The sequence below is a fragment of the Glutamicibacter sp. genome, assembly GCF_032154645.1.
In the GTDB taxonomy this organism is placed as follows: Bacteria; Actinomycetota; Actinomycetes; order Actinomycetales; family Micrococcaceae; genus Glutamicibacter.
This window is the reverse complement of the sequence record NZ_JALDXV010000003.1, coordinates 206,718-225,324: the sequence shown is the minus strand read 5'-3', so window position 1 is coordinate 225,324 and position 18,607 is coordinate 206,718. Positions and strand designations below refer to the sequence as shown.

Here is an 18,607-nt window from a genome sequence, read left to right as displayed (position 1 = left end):
CGGCAACTACGTGGCTAGATTTCTTGTTTGCGATTCTTGCCATCATCGGTTGCATGATCCTCGGACGGTACGCTCGCAGAGGATCCCTGAAGCTGCTTAAACGTACTCCGGGGATCACGGATGCAGTTGCTTACCTAACAGCCAGAATCATTCAGTATGTATTGATCCTCCTTGGCATAGGCATTGCACTTGCCTTCCTCGGAGCGAACATTCAGCCGCTGCTGGCCATCGTAATCATCATCGGCGCAGTCATCGTCTTGATCGTCAAGGGCTTTGCCGAGAACTTCACCGCCGGAATGCTCATTCAATCGCGTCAACCGGTTCGAGTTGGAGATGAAATTCAGGTCGAGGGCCCCGATGAACCGCTCAGCGGCACCGTGACCGAGCTGAACGGACGCTCGGTGGTGATGGTGACGGTCGATGGGCGAACAATTCATACTCCCAACGCATCGATACTCAACAACGTACTGATCAATCATTCAAAGCAGGGGCTGCGTCGTAGCGAGGTCCAGGTGCGGGCGTACTGTCCCGACGTACAGTCGCTGGATGACTTGCAGAAGTTGGTTTGCGAGGTATCGGCCCGTACCCCCGGTGTTGATTCCAGCTACAAGCCGACAAAAGCGCTATTGCAGTCCTTCGGGGTGGATCGCTGTACGCTGCGCGTACAGTACTGGCATGATCCTTTGTCGGGTCCGGCCATTACTTCCAAAGTCATCAAAGAATTGGCCAAGGCGCTAGAAGACATGGAGCTACGGGCCACCATTACCGCCAACCCGGGCCCACCACCTTTGATTCCTCCGGATTCGTTATAGCAAGCACGAAAGATGGGGCGGAGCACTTTACGAAGTGCTCCGCCCCATCAATTTAAATGTGCGCCCGTTAACGGCGTTTCACGACCGGTGGCACCCAAGTGCCTTCGGTAATGCCCGTTTGCCCTCCATAGGCTCGCAAGTACAGGGAGAAGGTGGTGTCTGGAGCAGGAAGCTAATTGCTTTCGAGCACCGGTCCGGGAGAAACGTGGCCAACATAGATCGTCAAGGATCCGTCTTCCGAGTACTTGAGACTCTTCTTCTTCGTGCCCAATGAGTACCGACCAAGCTCATTTGGGTAGAAGAAGTGGTCGTCGTCGTACATGGTCAGTGACCAAAAGCCGTCGACCGGCGGTAGCTGACCGGCGGCAAAGGTCACCTCGTACGACTCGACACCCGTCAGGCGAGTTCTCCGAGAATCATAGTCGGTGTAAAAATACAGTGTTTCATTGGGGAGATTTTCGAACATATTCGAGCGTGAAGTCGCGGCACGATTTTGGAAATCGATCCCCCGCTGTGAATTATTGACGGAACGGTTCCAGCCGTTTCCGGCATCTTTGCCGTTGTACTCCCACTTCATGGCCCGCTGCACAAAAGATTCGTCTGCGGCAAGGAACGCCGCCTCGATTAACTCCCGGATCTGCGGATCGCGTTCCCCGGCTGCTCGCAATGCTGAGAATTGTGCATAGATGGCTTCTTCTCCTGGTAAAGGAGAGACTGTCGCAAGGACCTCGCCCAGTTGCTCAAAGAAGGTTTCGGGTCGAACCCACTTCGTCTCGCCACCGCCGGCAGAGTCCCCCGCTTCAAAGGAAGGAACATTCGCCCAGTCCTTCATTCGCATCTGACCGGTATATTCATCCAACGGGTACACCAATACTTGATTCACCAGCGGTTGGAGTGCAGCGCGATCTTCGTTGGTATCGTCCATGAAAATCCGGGGAATGGCATTTGCCAGGTCCGTAGGGCTCCGGAAAACATCTACGATGCCTTCCGGTACATCTCCGCTCCAATTTGGCCCGACAAGCAAGTAGTGGCCTGGCTTGCTGCCATACAACGACCCCAGATGACCGAACTGATCAGTACGAGCATCACAGAAAGCATAGACATAGAAGCGATCGCCGAAGTCGGGGAACTGGACAACGACAGGTTGCTCGTCGAGCGAAAAGAACCCAAGACCGTACGCAACATCTTGGTTCGGGCAGGCGATAAATGGTTCTGCGGGTTCGATGTAGTCATTCAGCATGGCAATTTGGCCAATCGGCGAAGCCGGAAGAATACCTCCGAAGAATACCTCCGAAGAATACCTCCAAGGCGCCCCGGTTCTGGAGCGGCGCCAAGCCGTGTGCGTCGATTCATCATATTCACCATGGGATATCCCCAAACATAGGCAAACTGCGCGAGCGAGTTTATGTATGACGGTTCGAATGCGGATTCGCCCTTTGGCTTGGATACGACGCTTTTTCAAAGGCACTGGGCAATGTTTTCCACCTTTTCGGATAGTGGATTTAGTATGACTTTACGTCTGTAGAATCTGCGGAGCTTCTCTATTCATCGAATGTTCAGAATCACGAAACATGTAAAGGGACGTCCCCGACGTGTAGGCCGGGAACATCCCTTTCGCGGTTATGAATCGACTATTCGGAGTTCAAAACGCGTTCCAACTTTCCAGCAGCCCTGTTGAGATCCACTGGAACTACTACGAGCGGGAACCTAAAAGGTTGCCACAATTAGCATTACTGTTTTACAGATTCGTCATCGTCGCCGGAAGCAATATCTAAGTTCAGGTTCGAATCCGACTTCTGACTCTGAATCTCATCAAGTTCCGCCGGGTGTCGCAGCAGCTCGACCAAGATTGCTATGACCAGGAACGTGATGATCGAGCCAAGTACCAGCGAGAAGGTGGCAGGTCGATTCAGGAAGATGACGATTACCGCGCCAACTGCTGCAAGGACGAGGATCGTTAGCCTGAATTTTTCAATTCCACGCCCAAATGCACCGGTGGAAATTCCACCACGTGCCGCCCGAACACGTACGCTAGAGAATCCTCGGTTCAGAACACCGCGCGTGGACATGGCTGACTGTGCGCCGCTGGCGAACCAACCGCCCAACGCGATTCCCAGCGCGAGAACTACCAACGCGACTAGTGCAGAAACCACAGCGGCCGTCAGCTGCGAGTAGATCGCCAACGCAACATCTCTCGGCATGATCACCGGGGCTATCGTTCCGACGAACAAGGTTCGACCAATAAAAACGCCCATCCACGTTGCGGCAAATGCGATGCCTAAGGCCAATCCAGTCACCGACAGGGCACGCAGACGGCGTCGCGCCAGCGCAATGCCTACACCGGCGAGCACCAACACAACCCACGGAAGCCAGTATCCGCCGACGACGGAGATATTGTAGATTGCTCGAACGCTGGCCAGGGACGAATCCGTGGCCAGTGGAATTGACTTGTCAATAGCTGGAATAGCATCTGCAAATCCAAAGCCCTGAGCTTGCAGCTGAGCCTTAACTCGTTCAACGACAACTCCAAGCTGCAATGAGACGGTTCCGTCTTCGGAAAGCGTGACTGCGGTACCCGGCTGTTGCTGAATAATCGCAATTGCCCTTGAATGCGTCTGACGCAGGGCTTCCTCGATCACCGTGGAAAACTGAGGCGACGCAACGACCTTGGAAACGGCCGTATTAATCATGTTGTGTGCGCCGTTCGCTGCCGGTGCTTCCAAGAGACCTAGTGCAGCGGCCGCCTTCGGAGGTAGATCCAAGGTAGCGATGCCATCAAATGCGTCAGAGACCAAGGCATCAATATCGACTTTGTCATTGATGGCTGCAACGACTTCATCTGTTATGTAGGCCTGAACTGCGGGATCCTTCGTCAGCGGTGCCACAGTCGCAACAAATTTGTCTGTATCCGCCAATTGCGAATGCGTCCAAGTACCAATGACAGCAATGGGTGCCACGAGCACGGCAATTGCGATTAATAACGCCGAAACTACTGCACGCCAGCGCCTACCTTTACCCGGTGCAGATTTTGTATTTAGTGCTGCGTTTTCTCGTTCGAGCTCCTCGACACGAGCACGCAGTGTCTGTAATTCATCATCGGTTTTCATATCTACATCGTGGCATCATTCGGCAGGCATAAACTCACAGATCACCTACTGAGGATGAGCGCCACCGAATCTTTTTGGTAGTCCAGATCCAACGAAGCCAAATTGCTCTGTATTTTTCTTGAACCCTTGGTTGGAAATAGAGAAGATCCGGTCAAATAATCGAAATTATTTGACCGGATCTTCAATTCAAAGTGTGTTCGGGTTGCTCAGAGCGACAGGCTGCTGGTCCTTTCATGCTCTCTGATGGTTTACCCGTTCACGGCCCTGGACTAGCTCAGGAGCTTCGCCTTCGCTTCTGCGAATTCTTGGTCGGTGAGGATTCCGCTGGCCTTCATTGTCGCCAGCTGCTGAAGCTGCTCCAGCAAGTTGTCCTCGGAAGCAGCGGGTGCGACCGCTGCAGGCTGCGCCTGTGCCGCTACTGCTGCCTGCGCGCTGGCGTCAATTCGTGCCTGCTCCTGCGCCGCAGCGTACTGCTCCTGCTCAACTTGTGCCTGTGCTTTGCGCTGCTGGTTTGCCGCTACACGACCTCCGACTGCCTGAGCGGTGCCGGCGATGACAGCGGTTCGTGCTGCAGTCCCAATCAGACCAGGTCGTCCCATTCTACGAAATGGCATTTTTACTGTCCTCCTTCAATGTCTGAAAGTTCTTCGCTGAGATCGATAATTGCGTTGATCACTGGCGCCGGAATGCGTTCGGTTCGCAATACCTCTCCACCTGAGTTTGCGAGCTGCGTTACTAGATCTCGCGCGAATGCGAGCTCTACGGCAGCGGCCAGCGCCGAAGTGCCGCTAGGCATGGAAGCTGCAAGCTCCTGCAAATCCTCATCAGAGATGAGACCGCTGGTTAGCTCCGCCGACTCGATGCTCAAACCGAGGGACTCGTACCCGCCTTCAATCTCAACAATTTCAACGTTGTCGTTCTCGTCCTTGGAAATCAAGGCTAAGTCCAGCAAACGAAGAATGCCGGACTCAAAAAGTCGAGCAATCGACTCCAACGTATTAGCGTCCGGAGTATCACTCTGGAAACCGATGAGGTATAGCTCAACTGGTCCGAACCGTAAATCAGACATGCTTTCTTTCCTTTCTCGCATATCGGGCTCACCAAACCGAGGGCCTCACGGCGGTGACTCTCTTTTATACATTTACTGAAATGTGTAGTTCACGGCTTATAGCTCATCCTCAGTGGGTGATACGTCGAAACTCCGATGGAGTTGAGCGGCTCATTTTTGAAGTCAAAAATGCTAGTGAAGTTGGTTCCACAATTTATATCGCCCATTGAAGATGAGTTACTTGGATACGGTGGCAAGGTCCGTGATTGCATCATTTTAGCGTTCCATCGGAGGAGCGAACATAGGCGAAAGGTACGACCATGGAATTCTGGTCATCATTCTGGGACATTATCTGGTGGTTCTTCTTCACCTTCATTTTCGTTGCCTATTTGGTGACTATGATCGGGATTCTTATGGATGTTTTCCGCGACAGGGGCTTGTCAGGTTGGGCTAAGGCCATTTGGGTAGTCTGCCTTATCTTCGTCCCATTCATCACTGCCGTGGTCTACCTCATCGCCCGTGGCCAAGGTATGGCCGAGCGCAGTGTTAAAAACGTTGAAGAACAGAAGCAGACATCGGATGCCTACATCCGTTCAGTTGCAGGATCTTCGCCAAGTACTGAAATCGAGAAAGCATCTCAGTTGCTTCAGAGCGGAATCATCACCAACGAAGAGTTCAACACCATCAAGACTCGTGCTTTGTCCTAGCCAAAGCTCGCACTTCTCTAAGGCCAGTGATCTACGTGCCCAATCAATCGTCCAGTCGCTTCGGAACGCTGGAGATCGTCACAGCGCCGTTGCATGGAAACTACCCAGACCCGGTCCTCCTCCACAGGCTCAGCGAATTGGTCCAAGCTGGAGGAATTCGAGTATTGGACTTTGCCATTGCAACACTCACCGAAACGCAATCTATGTCATGGAGTGATGTGGATGAAGACGAGTTCGCCTTAGCTGGGATAACTCTGAAGCTGCCCGGACTCATTGCCGAGCAGGACTTCCAATATGTTCTGGACAAAGTTGGCGTCGGAGGTTGGGCTGTTGTGTTAGTTGAACATACATGGTCGTTCCCCAAATCCCAGTATCAGCGAGCCGGCGCAACCCTAATTCCGATAACCACGATTCCCAATGAAATTGCGGAAGCAGTTCTGGAACTGGTGTCCAAGGAATCATTTTCCTGACGGCAGCGGATCGCTCAGATGTAATACTGGCACAAGACAAAATCCACTGGCTCCCAACGTATTGGGGTCCAGTGGATTCTCCTTTTAAGGACGCAGCTAAGCAACGACCTTTTGTGCCTCTCGACGATTCTGCACGCCAAGTTTACGATAAATGGACCTCTGATGAGTCTTGACCGTGTTCACCGAAACATCGAGTTGGTCAGCAATTTCTTTTACAGTCCTAGTCGTCTGCAACAATCTGAACACGTCAGTCTCCCTCGATGAAAGGCAATCGAGCAAACCTGAACCTTGTGAATACGTTAAACACTCGGTGACGAAGGATTCATATTTCGTAGGTCGCAGTAGATGCTCGGCCAACAATATTCGAACAGCCAAATCGCCATCGCAGAAGGGCAGCTTAATCCGTTCTAGGCTGCCAATTTCCAACGCCGACTCACAATATTCATGTGCTGCCTCGGCGTCCCCTTTATTCTTGTAAACCAAAGCGGCCGTGAGCAGGGTGGAAACACGAAGATACGAGCAATCAGGATTTTGTTGGTGCATTGCCAACATCTGCAACGCACCGGTGAGATCCCCATTTCTACGCAGGATCGATGCAAGAGAAACGCCGATGAGCGGTACTCCGCGCATTCCGCTGTAGCGACCTACTATTGCCAGGGCCTTTGAACGGTTGCCTGCGGCTTCTTCCAATAATGCCAAGGCAGTATCTCTATATACCGACCAGTCCTGCCCATAAAGACTGGCCCGCGGAATTGCTTGCAATCCTGCGGCAGCCCTTCTGCGCATTACCGGATCCATACTAAATGCAGCGTTTACAGCCGCATAAAATCTAGCTATTGCACCAAAAGGCGACGCTGGAATATCCGATGCAAAAAGATCGCTCAGCTCAAGGTTAGCCTGGAAAAAATCTGCCTCCCAGAATGACATGATGCCTTGAGAAATCTGTGCGCCGCCGGCCCAAATACTGGACTCAGGGCATGACCGTGCCCCTGGTTGGCTGCGACATTCATCAACAAGCTTCTTCGCCTGTTGATGTTTGCCGGCAAGCACAAGAGCCGCAGTTTGATGGTGCTTTCCTCGCTGTTCAAGAAGAATTTCACCGCGTGCTTCAGCTTCACTGGTGGCAGCGAAAAGCAGTTCTTGGGACAGGTCCAAGTGCTTACCTATTCGTAGCTCCGCCCAGCCTACGAGCATTTGCAGGGCGGCATAATCGTGAGCGACAACAGGATCATTGCTACCCATCAATTGTCGAACAGCATCACTTGCCGCCAATGCTTCATCTTGTTCATCGACGAGGAAGAGCCGGGCTAGTTTCAGAATGGCCTGAGAAGTTCTGTCTCCCTGACCAGAGCAGATCTGAGCCTGAGCACGTTCGAATCTTGCACGTGCGACGTTTCTGTGGCCCATTAGTTCCTCGGCACACGCTGAAATTAAGAGTACGGAAGGATCATCTGAGAGCCGTTCTTCAAGGCTGGAGCACCAACGGGTAACTTCTGGATATCGGTCCTCTAATAGAAGGCGTACCCAACGTTTTTTCAGTATCTCAACGGCTTCGTCAATCTTTCCCGCGCTGCGGTAATGGTTCATCGCAACGAGCGGACTGCCGACTTCCAGGAAGCGCGCTGCCTGTTTATGAACGTTCTTTAACAATTCCGGCTGAGCGCCCGAGAGCACCTTAAGGCATTGCTTGCGGACAACAGGCTGAACTGCATAAAGCTCACCACCCACAGAATAATGACGAGTCATGAATCCAAGTGAAACGAACTTTTCGAGCCACAATTCCGCTTCTTGCCGTCCAACAACTTCGACCGCAAATTGGGAACTGAACTGATCGCTAACGCTCAATACCTGCAGCATCATTGATTGTTCACGAGGCAATGCACCTAAAACATGTTCCCGCACATATCCCGAAAGGATGTCTTGAATTTTGGAGTCTGAGTGGATGTTTCCGCGCTTGAGTTTGAGAAACAAGTTCACCGCTATGGGCAAACCACCAGTGTCTTGCATCAGTTTATGAGGGTCAAGCGACGTGAACTCCGAACGGCATAATATGCTCAGTTCTGAAGTGTCAAAGGCAAGTTCGTTGCCCGTGATCAATGCCTCTGGATGACGTGCAATGACCTTCGAAAGGCTTCCGAGGATTTGCGAATGCCCAATAATGACGAGCTTCACTGATGGAATTGATGAGCTTGTCAGCAGATTCAACAAATCATCTCGAAGTGTGCTCGACGCAAGATGAAAGTCGTCTACGACTATTATCGGTACGTCGTTGAGCTTTCGCTTCGTAGAAACTCGATTCGTATTGATTCCATCGAGATCCTTAACTGCGCTCAATTGTCGCGGGGCATTCAAGGAATTGCTGAGATCAGTTATTGTGCATCGTAGATCATCAATCAGTCCGGTTTGCCCTTGGCCGCTCTCCGGAATTGTTACCCATAGAACCTCGGCCTTCGCCAAATCTAGATATGCGGAAACTGCGACCGTTTTACCGAAACCGCTGGGAGCCGCAACCACAGTAATTCGGTTGCCTGTGATCGAAGCTTCAAGTTCGTCGTTGACTCGTGGCCTTCTAAATACGCGTTCTTCAATTTCCGGCAACAAATATTCGGACTTGGCTGTACGCGTTCCTGGTTCCCTCGTCGGGTTCAAAAAATCATCACTTAACGAATGCATCGGTTCTTCCTTGCTACTCGTCATGCGAAGAGTCTTTTGGCTGCGAGGCAGAATTCATGTTCGGTGAGCATGCCCCGTTCTTGAAGCAAGACTAAGCAACGGAAAGTATGGTTCAAGGCTAAAGCTTCTTCCCGATTATCAGGCGCAACAGCCTTATGCGGAATGGGCATGCCTGATTCGTTCGGCACCACGCCATGATCATTTGATTCAGAGGTGTGTGATTGTCCGCCCAAAGACACATGCGAAAGAATACCTGGCCTGCTATAGCGTGAATACAACATCGAATTCCACTTTCGCTCGGAAAATCTGGACAAAACTTCGTACTGGTCTAGTTGGCCGCTACTCCATCAGATTTGAAGGCCTTAACGACGTCGGAGTGTGGAATGCTTGTCTGTAATTGAGTCCCGCCACCAACGCTCATCGCCACGGACGACAATCTACGGCTCCAGCGATGTTCAACAGCTATAGCTATTGCGCAATTGTTGTTATTCAGTGAACTGGCAATTAGGTCCATGTCCTGCTGACTGAAGAGAATCATCGGTCTTGGGTCAATAATCATTCGTGCCCAATGCTCCGGCAAACCGCGTTCTAAGTCCCTAAACTGCAGATTTCCCTCAGCGTCTTTTTGCACCAGCACAAGGTCAATTAGAGCGATAGCGCCAGTCTCTACAGTTTCTTCCAAGGCTTCAAGGAAGAGTTTCTCTACCTTGAGGCGCGGAAAAGTGCACACGAGAACTTCTACCGGACCGACCTTCATTAATTGACCTACCGTCCTTTTACAATGCGCAGCCTATAAATAGATCATCGAATGAAATTGAAAACGAAGCTTCACCCACACCGGGTGATTTGCAAAGACGGGTCAAGTTTTAACATATATATTATGGACACCACTCAACGAGAAGGACGTGCCACATTCCCTGGCTTACCGCTCTTTTCTATGGCTGCGATCGTGATCGTATTTATAGGAATTCATTTGGCCTCGGGAATCATAGGGCCGGTCTTCTTAGCTATAGTTCTATCGATCATGTTGAGCCCCGCTCGCAATTTTCTAGTACATAAGAAGTGGCCACGGCCGATAGCCACAGGTGTCGTCTTTACCTTGACTATAAGCATTTTGCTGGTTGGTGTATGGACCTTCTACCTCATGGCCACAGAACTAATTGAGCTTCTACCCACTTATGAAGCTGCCTTTACCGATCTCATCGAATCGACCAGAAGCTTCATGATCAATGCAGGCATTAATATCGATGCCGTGGAGTTGTTGAAGCAGTCTTTGAATTTTGAAGACATCAAGAATCTACTAACGGGGATGCTTTCAGGACTTGCATCTTTGGTTACAGCAATAATTTTCCTGGTTTCACTTCTTCTCTTTATGAGCCTTGATGCGGACGGCGTCATTTCAAAGCTACTAGCGCTTAAGGATCATCATGCGACGATGCGCGGCTCGTTCATCCAATTTGCTGGCAGTACTCGAAAATTCTTAGTAGTCACCACCATCTTTGGTGCCGGTATCGCTCTGCTAGATGTCTTGGTGCTCTACATCATGGGAATCCCATTGCCATGGCTGTGGGGACTGTTGGCTTTTGCCACCAATTTCATTCCCAACATCGGATTCGTCATCGGCCTGGTTCCTCCGGCGCTGCTAGCCCTGCTGGGCCATGACTTCACCGCGATGGTGGTCCTAATCGTCACCTATTCGGTGATCAACATTGTTTTCCAATCATTGCTCCAACCTAAGGTTGTCGGTCAAGCCGTTGGAATGAATCTTACGATCTCCTTCCTGTCGCTCATTGTCTGGGCATGGATTCTCGGCCCTATAGGCGCTGTATTGGCTGTCCCGTTGACGTTATTCGTCCTGTCGCTCACCTTCTCGGATCCTGAAAAATACAGTTGGGCACGGGTCTTCGTCGATCCCTGATTATTCGCACTTCAGCTGGCTCTCAAACGACAGGCGTCTGTTCTCACCCGGTTCGGGTGATGCCACGTCGAGGTCCGAAGACAAGAGTTACTCATAGACCGGAACCGCTCCGGCAAGCCTGAAAGGAACATCTATGGCGACGCTCACTGTATGGAAATTTCATGACGCAACTGGTGCAGATAGCGCCGAACGAGTTCTTCTAGATTTGCAGACCAAGGAACTCATCCAAATTCATGATGCCGCGATTGTCTCTTGGGAAAACGGTGCAAAGAAGCCAAAAACCAAGCAGCTGAATCACGTGACCGGGGCCAGTGCCCTCGGCGGAACCTTTTGGGGCTTCCTGTTTGGGTTGATTTTCTTCGTCCCGCTGTTGGGTGCCGCGATGGGCGCGGCAATGGGTGCGATGTCCGGCTCACTGACTGATGTTGGCATCGATGATTCCTTCATCAAGCGAGTCCGCGACGAGGTAGTCGAAGGTACTTCTGCAATCTTCGTTCTGAGCTCGGATGCAACCACGGACCGTGTGGCGGAAGCGTTCGCAGGCACCAAGATGGAGCTGCTCGAGACAAACCTTAGCCACGACGAAGAAGCAAAACTGCGCGGCGTTTTCGCGAACGACTAATCGGGCAACTCAGAGTTCATAGGTTGATCTGATTCAGTCCTGCGCCAACGATAGGGACTTTGAAGAGGGTAAGCGATACTGGTGAATAAATTCTCCAGCGGCTTACCCTCTTTTACTTTCCAGAATGCTCACTTAGGACTATCGCGCCCAAAACTACTTGAGAAGGTACTTGAGGGGGCAAATGACTACACAATCAACAATGTGCAATCAGGAATTCGAAGATTGACAGGATCCGTGTCTCTTCGGTTGAACCTGTGATAGAACAAGAACATGAGTTACCGCACGTATAGTACTTGCATGGCTCGCAAGACGGAGGTTTACCAAGCATGGTGCAATGATTCCTGAACACGTGTGTCGAATGTAATTATTGCAACTTCTTAGTTGGTCCTCCGGTCAATTCAGACCAATAGCAGTTGCCAATATCACTCAATATCTCAAACTTACGCAATAGGACATCGAAAGCTGCACTGACAGGTAACTAAACACAACCGACATAAGCACTTCTCCGGAGCTGATATGAACTGTTCAAAAATTCATCACTCTATAATAAGAAGGTACGAGCAGACTTCGACAGGGACTTTGGAGAATTGATGACGGTTGCACTTCGCAATAAGACGTGCATTCCTTCTGCAATATCTGGTGAAGTTATCCGCGGGGGCTTGACCCGAAAAATTAGCGAATGGCATCAGTCTTCGACCCGAATCCTAACGCTTAACGCTCCGGTTGGATTTGGGAAAACAACGCTTCTGGCGCAGTGGGCTCGAAACTGCCAAAAGACAGGTAGCTCCGTCCTATGGATATCTTTGGACGCACTCGACAACGAACCGTCTAGGTTCTGGAATCTGGCGGGCTTCGCTTTCTGCGGAACAAATTGGGAGAAACTCGCCCCCGGACCAGTTTCAGCAATCGGTGCTGATCGACTAATCGATTACATCTCAGCCAGTGATTCGCCGGTGTTTTTGATACTCGACAACGTTGATGTCATCAACAATCAGAATATTAAGGACGGGCTGAACTACTTCGTCGATAATATCCCCGAGAATTTTCGCCTAATTCTCTCCGGACGTAAGCTACTTGGGCTAGAGTCAGTCCGCAAACTCGATTTGGACCTCCAAGTACTTCGCATCTCGCCCAAGGATTTATTGGTAAAGAGACGTGATACCCGGGACTTTATTGATTCCAAGGGAGTTGATATTAATCGGCTTCTAGAGGTCACCGAAGGTTGGATCGCTCCCATTCTCTTTGTGAAGAGTCACGGGCCTATCAACGAATCAGCTGCCAATACTTGCTTAGACGCTTTGCTATCTGACTTCTATGAGCCGTTATTCGAGAGTTACCCGGAACAAATTAAATCCGCTTTAGAGGTCATGGCGCTCATTGAGCCCTTTTCCTGTTCCGATCTTGAAGCTGTACTCGAATCCTCTGGCGCAGCGGCAGAGATTGTAAGTACCTGTCGACAAGAAACTGCGATGGTCGTTCCCTTGGAATCAGACAACACCGTGAAAACGTTCCGGCTGCACAGGCTACTGTCGCAATTTTTGACCCGAAGCAATCGAGACTCTGAAGTCAACGACCTATCTGCGCTGCATCGCCGGGCCGCGAGGCTTCGCGCAGGACAAGGCCGGCATCTCGAAGCTTTGCAGCATGCGATCAGCAGTGAGGACTTGGAGACTATTCAAGACCTGTTGGCTCGATCAGTTCTACCGCTTTTCTGGCAAAACCAGCTGGAACTTGGTGCACCAATATTTAAGTCACAATTGACAGCGAATATCCCGGAAGTGGCATTGCTCCGTGGCCTTCTAGAGGTCAATAAAGGAACCCCCGGGTCTGCTCAACTCTGGCTTGACGAATGCCTCACTGGACACGACGGTGAAGTTCTTGGCGCCGAATTTAGGCCACTCAGTCAAGTACTTCATGCGCATTTATTGCTGATCAACGGGAACTTTGATGGCGCGTTGTCCGTACTCGAATCAAACAGCGCAACGGACGGACCGCCGGAGCTGCGACTTTATGCATCAACGTTGCGTATTTCCTCGCTCATTTACCTTGGAGAAATCGACAAGGCTCGCGTCTTAATGAATAAGATCGCGACCGATGAGCTGCAGGGGAACCCTCACACCTTCAGCATTGACATTCTAACTTCGGCCGCCGCTTTGCAGGCAATTGAGAACAACCAAACACTAGCAAGCAATTATGCGAAGGATTCTCTGACCTTGGCCGAAAGCTTGGGGATGAAGTACCACCCTCGAACGATTGCCGCGCACCTTATCTTGGCATGGACAGGCTTTCTTAGGCTGGACGCCGAAGCTGCTACGCATCATCTCTCCTTTGTTCGGCAGTCGAGCTTCTACCCCGATGAGTTTTTCGATACAGCACGACGCTTGTCGCTAATTCTAAGCTTCCCTGAATCACCAATTAAGGCTTCTGTTTGTCATGAGTTCGAAGGACTATTTCATGAGTTCTTGAAGGCCCAGGGCTCCGACTCCGAGACTATTTTGTGTGCATTGCACTTAACTGAGATGCTTTTTGTTACTAATAAGAAAGCCTCGGTTCTTCATCTAAAAGATGAACTTCGCAGAAGATTCGGTAACTGCGGGGAGTACTACCTCATTTCTGCCTGGGAGTTATTGCTCTCCGACCAACTTGGTCAGGCGCAAAGAATTACTACCATGGTCACGTCGGAGTTTGCCCCTTGCGTATCTGCACACGGGAAAACCTTCGCCTGGGCGATCCAAGCGGCGATCGATGTAAGAGAAAATCGACCGGTGAAGGCACGAAAGGCCTTCGAGAAAGCATTGACTCTAGCCGCAGCACAGGACACCTTGCGGGTAATAGTTCTTCTACCAGCCGATGCCCGTGACGCTCTTCTGGGTTATAGAGATCATCTGTCACAATTCAGTTGGGCCCTTGATTCAATCGGCAAGTTCAAGGCCGAAACATCGATTACATCCGCACCGCTTCTCACATCGCGTGAACTGGAGTTGTTGAAGCTGCTCCCATCATTAGCGACAATTTCAGAGATCGCTGATGACCTTCAGATCTCTGCCAATACGGTAAAAACACATATCAAATCCATCTACCGCAAACTTGATGTGGGCACTAGACGCGAGGCGATTTCTGCTGCTCGGTCAACTGGTTTGCTTGGCACGAATTCCCGACAGCCACGAGGCTAACGCAGCAAGTGTGCCCATGCACATTAAGCGAACGCCAACTCGTCACTTTAGTATTGTTCCTTTCTGATCATTCATTTCGAATGAAGCTTTTCGCTCAACCGAGTACATTCACCCGTCAAGGATGAGGTAGCTGGGCGAGGCAGCCAGCAGAATTCTAGTATCAATTAGTGAAGCCGGTCAGCTTCCATTCGTCACTCGAATATTGAAGGGAACACGACTCAATGTCTAAGAAGAAAACTCTCATTGGTGGTCTGTGCAGCATCGCAGCAGTAGCAACTCTGCTCGTTGGTTGCTCCTCGCCTGAAGAAAACGTAACTGAAGCCTGCGACGCATCGAAGGCTTATGCAACCTCGTTGGAAACCTTCCAGTCCACACTGAACAAGGAATCCACCATCGGCGAGATCCGTTCTGCATATGATGATGTCCAGAGCGCTTACAAGACTTACGCCGAAGCAACTGCCGACGTGAGCAAGGACCGTCTTGAGGATTTGAACTCAAAGCAGGATTCCTTCGACAAGGCAGTTAAGGACCTTCCAGAAGATGCCACTGTTTCACAGTCGGTTGATTCGTTGAAGGACGATGCTAAGGCAGTGGAGTCAGCTCGTGCTGACCTGGCCAGCGAACTCAAGTGCTAGTCTAGGACTCCACTAAAACTCAAAAAGTTTCCGTATCCCCCGCATTGGCTCGGGATACGGAAACTTTTTGGCTTAAGGTATTTCCAAATCGTGGTTCCAAAAGAAAAATAGACTACTGCAAATTCTTGTTTAACCAATCTGTAGCAATTTCCTGAGCAGATTTCTGTCCAACCGTACTTTCAACATTCAGCCCAATCAAGGCTTCCGCTGACAGCTTCGCACTAATAGGGTCAATTACTTCACCCAGCTGATCCGCCATTGATGCATCGACCACTGGAACTACGTTGGATGCCAAGAACAATGCCTTCGGATCGTCGAGAACCACCAAATTTTCAGTCTGAATTCGGGGGTCCGCGGTGAAAACATTAGCTACATCCACGGTCCCCGCCACCAAATCTTCGACAGTTGTATCTCCCGTGGATGAGAATTGGACATCAACGCCGTATGTTTTCGACAGTCCTGAAGGTCCATACGGCCGTTGCTTCAGTTCCGGTGGACCTCCCAAGGTTAGTTGTTTCGAAACCTTCGCAAGGTCCCCAATCGAAGCGAGCTGATTGTCTTCAGCAAAATCACGAGTGACCGTATACGAATCCTGATCCGATGCCTCAGCTCGATCCAAAACAGCCATTCCATTAGGCAATGCCGAAGAAAGCTGACTGTAGACGTCGTTCGCTTTGCGGGCCTTGGTTTCCGGCTCAAAATATTGCAGCAGGTTCCCGGTGTATTCGGGCATGATGTCGATCGAACCGTTCTCCAGCTGCGGCATGTAGGCATCGCGCTGGCCAATACTGAATTGCCTCTCGACGTTAAATCCTGCTCGTTCCAGCGACTGTGCATAGATTTCGGCAATAATCTCATTTGAGTAATATGCCTGAGAGCCGACAACCACGCTTTGCCCATCGGGCGGTGCACCGTTGGCACTTGTATTTGCCTCGAGTGGATCGCTGCCACCACAACTAGTCAGAGCTAACGCGCCAGCAAGAACTGCAGAAGCCACTCCCCAGCCCTTCATGTTTTTGAGTTGCATCAATGAATTCCGTCCTTTGGATCGACAATAAATCGTGTCCCACGGAGCAATCCGCCGGGTACTGACATCTTTTGTATTAGGCCCATCACCAAGTCAATCGTCAGAGCTAACATTGCCACCAACAGGGCTGCTCCCAACACCATGTCATATCGGCGAAGGTTCAGCCCGCTGATAATCGGCAGTCCTAATCCGCCAAGATTGACGTAGGCTGCGATCGTCACAGTGGCTACGACTTGCAGCATCGCCGAGCGCAGACCACCCACCAGCAACGGCAGTCCCAGAGGTATTTCAACCTTGGCCATGACCTGCAATTCGCTCATTCCCATTGCCCTAGCCGCGTCCAAGGTTCGACGGTCAATTGCCTGGAATCCTGTGTAGGATCCGGCAAGAATAGGGGGAATTGCCAGCAGCACAAAAGTCAACAGAGCCGCTTCTGGTTTGTGAAGCACACCGAATAGCAACACCAACAAGATCAGCAACCCAAAAGAGGGTACGGCGCGAGCCATACCCGTAATTGCCACCGCGATATCTCGTCCACGGCCACTATGGCCAATCCACCAGCCAAGCGGAACGCTAACCAGTGCCGCCAGGCCCACCGCAACAAATGTGTAGAGCAACTGCTCGCCCAGCAAGGCTGCCAGCGAGTCTTCGCCCTGCCATTGTGACGGATCGATGAGCCAATCCAGGGAATTGCGCACGAGATTCATCGCGGTCCTCCGACTGCTTGACCAATGCCGCTTTTCTGCATCAGCCGATTCCACGGCATCAGCCAACGACCCAGCAGTATCAGTGTCAGGTCTACGATGAGCGCAAGCACTGCGACGGCCAGAATTCCAGCAAACACTTCCGCAATGATTCGACGTTGCAGCCCGTTGGTGAACAAGTAACCGAGATTTCGTACACCAACTAGGATTCCAACGGTGCCCAAAGAAATCGTGCTGACCGCCGTGACTCGAAGCCCAGAAAGGATCACGGGCCCTGCCAATGGTAGTTCCACTTCGGCCAAGCGCCTGAATTGCCCGTAGCCCATGGCTTTGGCTGCTTGTCGCGTCTCACGACCCACCGAGTCCAGGCCATCGACCACACTTCGTGTCATGATTGCCACCGCGTAGATCGTCAATGCCGTGACGAGATTTGCTTCGCTAATGGCGCTCATTCCCGTTGCTGCCGGCAATATCATCAATAGCGCCAACGACGGGATGGTGTAGAGCAGGCCGGTTCCCAGTACCAGCAGTGTGCGGAGGGGTTTGACCCGTTCCGCCAGCCATCCTAGAATCAGCGCGATAGCGAAGCCTAGGGTCAAGGCCAGAAGACACTGACGCAAGTGCGCAAGGCTCAGGGAAACAATGAGTTCGAAGTTCTGCAGAATCCAGCTCATGTAATCTCTTCGGTATCGACCAACCGCCCCTGGGCACGACCCTGGCCGTCGATCACGACCGGGCCACAAGGTGTATGTTTAATGGTCAGTGCACGCCGCCCCTTGTCGGCTCCGATGAATGAAGCAACAAATTGATCGACCGGATTCTCAATAATTTCGCTCGGTGCTCCGACTTGAAGCAAGTTCGCACCGGCGGACAATATCGCGATCTGGTCGCCAAGTAGGAATGCTTCGTCGATATCATGGGTGACGAAGAGGATGGTCTTGCCCAGGCCTCGCTGCAGGCTGATCAGTTCTTGCTGCAGCTCGGCCCGAACGATCGGATCCACTGCGCCAAAGGGCTCATCCATTAACAAGACTTCTGGATCTGCCGCCAAGGCTCTTGCCACACCAACGCGTTGTTGCTGGCCCCCGGATAGCTGGTGCGGATATCGGTTGGCCGTGCTGATCTCTAGTCCCACGACCTCCATGAGTTCTTCTACCCGCTGCTGTCGGAATCTCGGTGATTTCTTCAGCAGTTTCAGCACTGTCGCGATGTTGTCTGCAATCGTGAAGTGGGGCATCAAACCGGCGTTCTGCATGACATAACCAATGCTGCGACGCAGGTTGACCGCTTGATGCTGTCGCACATCCCTACCGTCGATACTGATGCGCCCACCATCGGGCTCAACCATGCGGTTGACCATGCGCAGCAATGTTGTTTTCCCGCATCCCGAGGAACCGACGAGTACCGTAGTTCTGCCGGTCGGCACCATCAATGAAAAATCTTCGACCGCTACGGTTCCGTCGGGGAAGCTCTTAGTGACAGAGGTAAATTCAATCATGTCTGCGATACGCCCGAACTAATCGATCCTGACTCAGTACTCGCCTCTGACATGCATGTCTCCTTGTTAGGTGCCCACGTCCCATTCTGCCTGAGGAATAAGTCATTGCACAGGTGAACTGGGGTATTCATCGGCAGAAAAAGAGCTGACACAAGCGAACCCCCGTGAGACTTCACAGGGGTTCGCCTTTTGAATCTTAAATTTCAGTTCGTC

Annotated in this window: 17 protein-coding genes; 7 read left to right on the top strand and 10 right to left on the bottom strand. The window is 51.4% G+C overall.

Annotation, left to right across the window (positions count from 1 at the left end):
• Window positions 1-53: 53 nt before the first annotated feature.
• Window positions 54-812, top strand: coding sequence for a mechanosensitive ion channel domain-containing protein (locus RUH64_RS04870; protein WP_313811741.1), 759 nt, complete (start codon window positions 54-56; stop codon window positions 810-812).
• Window positions 813-984: 172 nt separating this feature from the next.
• On the opposite strand, the gene RUH64_RS04865 is transcribed toward RUH64_RS04870, so the two are convergent.
• The 4 genes from RUH64_RS04865 to RUH64_RS04850 form a co-directional block, all read right to left on the bottom strand.
• Complete coding sequence (locus RUH64_RS04865; RefSeq protein ID WP_313811740.1) at window positions 985-2,280, bottom strand: DUF1254 domain-containing protein; 1,296 nt, start codon at window positions 2,278-2,280, stop codon at window positions 985-987.
• A 262-nt stretch (window positions 2,281-2,542) separates the two neighbouring features.
• Window positions 2,543-3,919: a hypothetical protein gene (locus RUH64_RS04860; RefSeq protein WP_313811738.1), complete on the bottom strand. Its 1,377-nt coding sequence runs from the start codon at window positions 3,917-3,919 to the stop codon at window positions 2,543-2,545.
• Between the two features lie 269 nt (window positions 3,920-4,188).
• Entirely contained in the window at window positions 4,189-4,533 is a 345-nt protein-coding gene (locus RUH64_RS04855) for an SHOCT domain-containing protein (protein WP_313811736.1), read from the bottom strand.
• A 2-nt stretch (window positions 4,534-4,535) separates the two neighbouring features.
• On the bottom strand, window positions 4,536-4,988 hold the full coding sequence (locus tag RUH64_RS04850; RefSeq protein WP_313811734.1) for a DUF6325 family protein: 453 nt from the start codon (window positions 4,986-4,988) through the stop codon (window positions 4,536-4,538).
• A gap of 299 nt (window positions 4,989-5,287) precedes the next feature.
• On the opposite strand from RUH64_RS04850, the gene RUH64_RS04845 reads away from it, so the two are divergent.
• Window positions 5,288-5,674: an SHOCT domain-containing protein gene (locus tag RUH64_RS04845; protein WP_313811733.1), complete on the top strand. Its 387-nt coding sequence runs from the start codon at window positions 5,288-5,290 to the stop codon at window positions 5,672-5,674.
• Window positions 5,675-5,700: 26 nt separating this feature from the next.
• The gene (locus RUH64_RS04840) at window positions 5,701-6,144 is read left to right on the top strand and encodes a DUF6325 family protein (RefSeq protein ID WP_313811731.1); all 444 of its coding nucleotides are present in this window, start codon (window positions 5,701-5,703) and stop codon (window positions 6,142-6,144) included.
• A gap of 96 nt (window positions 6,145-6,240) precedes the next feature.
• Here RUH64_RS04840 and RUH64_RS04835 read toward each other — a convergent pair whose 3' ends face one another.
• Both RUH64_RS04835 and RUH64_RS04830 read right to left on the bottom strand, forming a co-directional pair.
• Window positions 6,241-8,841: a LuxR C-terminal-related transcriptional regulator gene (locus RUH64_RS04835; RefSeq protein ID WP_313811730.1), complete on the bottom strand. Its 2,601-nt coding sequence runs from the start codon at window positions 8,839-8,841 to the stop codon at window positions 6,241-6,243.
• A 304-nt stretch (window positions 8,842-9,145) separates the two neighbouring features.
• Window positions 9,146-9,574 (bottom strand): DUF6325 family protein, encoded by a 429-nt coding sequence (locus tag RUH64_RS04830; protein WP_313811729.1) that lies wholly within the window; start codon window positions 9,572-9,574, stop codon window positions 9,146-9,148.
• A 123-nt stretch (window positions 9,575-9,697) separates the two neighbouring features.
• Between RUH64_RS04830 and RUH64_RS04825 the strand changes: the two genes are divergently transcribed.
• From RUH64_RS04825 to RUH64_RS04810, 4 genes are all read left to right on the top strand, one after another.
• Complete coding sequence (locus tag RUH64_RS04825) at window positions 9,698-10,735, top strand: AI-2E family transporter (protein WP_313811728.1); 1,038 nt, start codon at window positions 9,698-9,700, stop codon at window positions 10,733-10,735.
• Between the two features lie 133 nt (window positions 10,736-10,868).
• Entirely contained in the window at window positions 10,869-11,357 is a 489-nt protein-coding gene (locus RUH64_RS04820; protein WP_313811726.1) for a DUF1269 domain-containing protein, read from the top strand.
• Between the two features lie 803 nt (window positions 11,358-12,160).
• Complete coding sequence (locus RUH64_RS04815; RefSeq protein ID WP_313811724.1) at window positions 12,161-14,530, top strand: LuxR C-terminal-related transcriptional regulator; 2,370 nt, start codon at window positions 12,161-12,163, stop codon at window positions 14,528-14,530.
• Between the two features lie 221 nt (window positions 14,531-14,751).
• Window positions 14,752-15,165, top strand: coding sequence for a hypothetical protein (locus RUH64_RS04810; protein ID WP_313811722.1), 414 nt, complete (start codon window positions 14,752-14,754; stop codon window positions 15,163-15,165).
• Between the two features lie 112 nt (window positions 15,166-15,277).
• On the opposite strand, the gene RUH64_RS04805 is transcribed toward RUH64_RS04810, so the two are convergent.
• Genes RUH64_RS04805 through RUH64_RS04790 form a run of 4 tightly spaced genes read right to left on the bottom strand, consistent with a single transcriptional unit; the run spans window position 15,278 to window position 18,394 of the window.
• Window positions 15,278-16,192, bottom strand: coding sequence for an ABC transporter substrate-binding protein (locus tag RUH64_RS04805; RefSeq protein ID WP_313811720.1), 915 nt, complete (start codon window positions 16,190-16,192; stop codon window positions 15,278-15,280).
• On the bottom strand, window positions 16,192-16,899 hold the full coding sequence (locus RUH64_RS04800; protein WP_313811719.1) for an ABC transporter permease subunit: 708 nt from the start codon (window positions 16,897-16,899) through the stop codon (window positions 16,192-16,194). The genes RUH64_RS04805 and RUH64_RS04800 overlap by 1 nt, the downstream gene beginning before the upstream one ends.
• Window positions 16,896-17,570, bottom strand: a complete 675-nt coding sequence (locus tag RUH64_RS04795) for an ABC transporter permease subunit (protein ID WP_313811717.1) — start codon at window positions 17,568-17,570, stop codon at window positions 16,896-16,898. The genes RUH64_RS04800 and RUH64_RS04795 overlap by 4 nt, the downstream gene beginning before the upstream one ends.
• Complete coding sequence (locus RUH64_RS04790) at window positions 17,567-18,394, bottom strand: ATP-binding cassette domain-containing protein (protein ID WP_313811716.1); 828 nt, start codon at window positions 18,392-18,394, stop codon at window positions 17,567-17,569. The genes RUH64_RS04795 and RUH64_RS04790 overlap by 4 nt, the downstream gene beginning before the upstream one ends.
• Window positions 18,395-18,607: the final 213 nt, after the last annotated feature.

What these genes read in the sequence shown, in the direction of transcription:
- RUH64_RS04790 (WP_313811716.1), bottom strand. Translation starts at nt 18,394, where the DNA reads ATGATTGAATTTACCTCTGTCACTAAGAGCTTCCCCGACGGAACCGTA.
- RUH64_RS04810 (WP_313811722.1), top strand. Translation starts at nt 14,752, where the DNA reads ATGTCTAAGAAGAAAACTCTCATTGGTGGTCTGTGCAGCATCGCAGCA.
- RUH64_RS04800 (WP_313811719.1), bottom strand. Translation starts at nt 16,899, where the DNA reads ATGAATCTCGTGCGCAATTCCCTGGATTGGCTCATCGATCCGTCACAA.
- RUH64_RS04830 (WP_313811729.1), bottom strand. Translation starts at nt 9,574, where the DNA reads ATGAAGGTCGGTCCGGTAGAAGTTCTCGTGTGCACTTTTCCGCGCCTC.
- RUH64_RS04850 (WP_313811734.1), bottom strand. Translation starts at nt 4,988, where the DNA reads ATGTCTGATTTACGGTTCGGACCAGTTGAGCTATACCTCATCGGTTTC.
- RUH64_RS04860 (WP_313811738.1), bottom strand. Translation starts at nt 3,919, where the DNA reads ATGAAAACCGATGATGAATTACAGACACTGCGTGCTCGTGTCGAGGAG.
- RUH64_RS04845 (WP_313811733.1), top strand. Translation starts at nt 5,288, where the DNA reads ATGGAATTCTGGTCATCATTCTGGGACATTATCTGGTGGTTCTTCTTC.
- RUH64_RS04870 (WP_313811741.1), top strand. Translation starts at nt 54, where the DNA reads ATGATCCTCGGACGGTACGCTCGCAGAGGATCCCTGAAGCTGCTTAAA.
- RUH64_RS04820 (WP_313811726.1), top strand. Translation starts at nt 10,869, where the DNA reads ATGGCGACGCTCACTGTATGGAAATTTCATGACGCAACTGGTGCAGAT.
- RUH64_RS04805 (WP_313811720.1), bottom strand. Translation starts at nt 16,192, where the DNA reads ATGCAACTCAAAAACATGAAGGGCTGGGGAGTGGCTTCTGCAGTTCTT.
- RUH64_RS04835 (WP_313811730.1), bottom strand. Translation starts at nt 8,841, where the DNA reads ATGACGAGTAGCAAGGAAGAACCGATGCATTCGTTAAGTGATGATTTT.
- RUH64_RS04855 (WP_313811736.1), bottom strand. Translation starts at nt 4,533, where the DNA reads ATGCCATTTCGTAGAATGGGACGACCTGGTCTGATTGGGACTGCAGCA.
- RUH64_RS04795 (WP_313811717.1), bottom strand. Translation starts at nt 17,570, where the DNA reads ATGAGCTGGATTCTGCAGAACTTCGAACTCATTGTTTCCCTGAGCCTT.
- RUH64_RS04825 (WP_313811728.1), top strand. Translation starts at nt 9,698, where the DNA reads ATGGACACCACTCAACGAGAAGGACGTGCCACATTCCCTGGCTTACCG.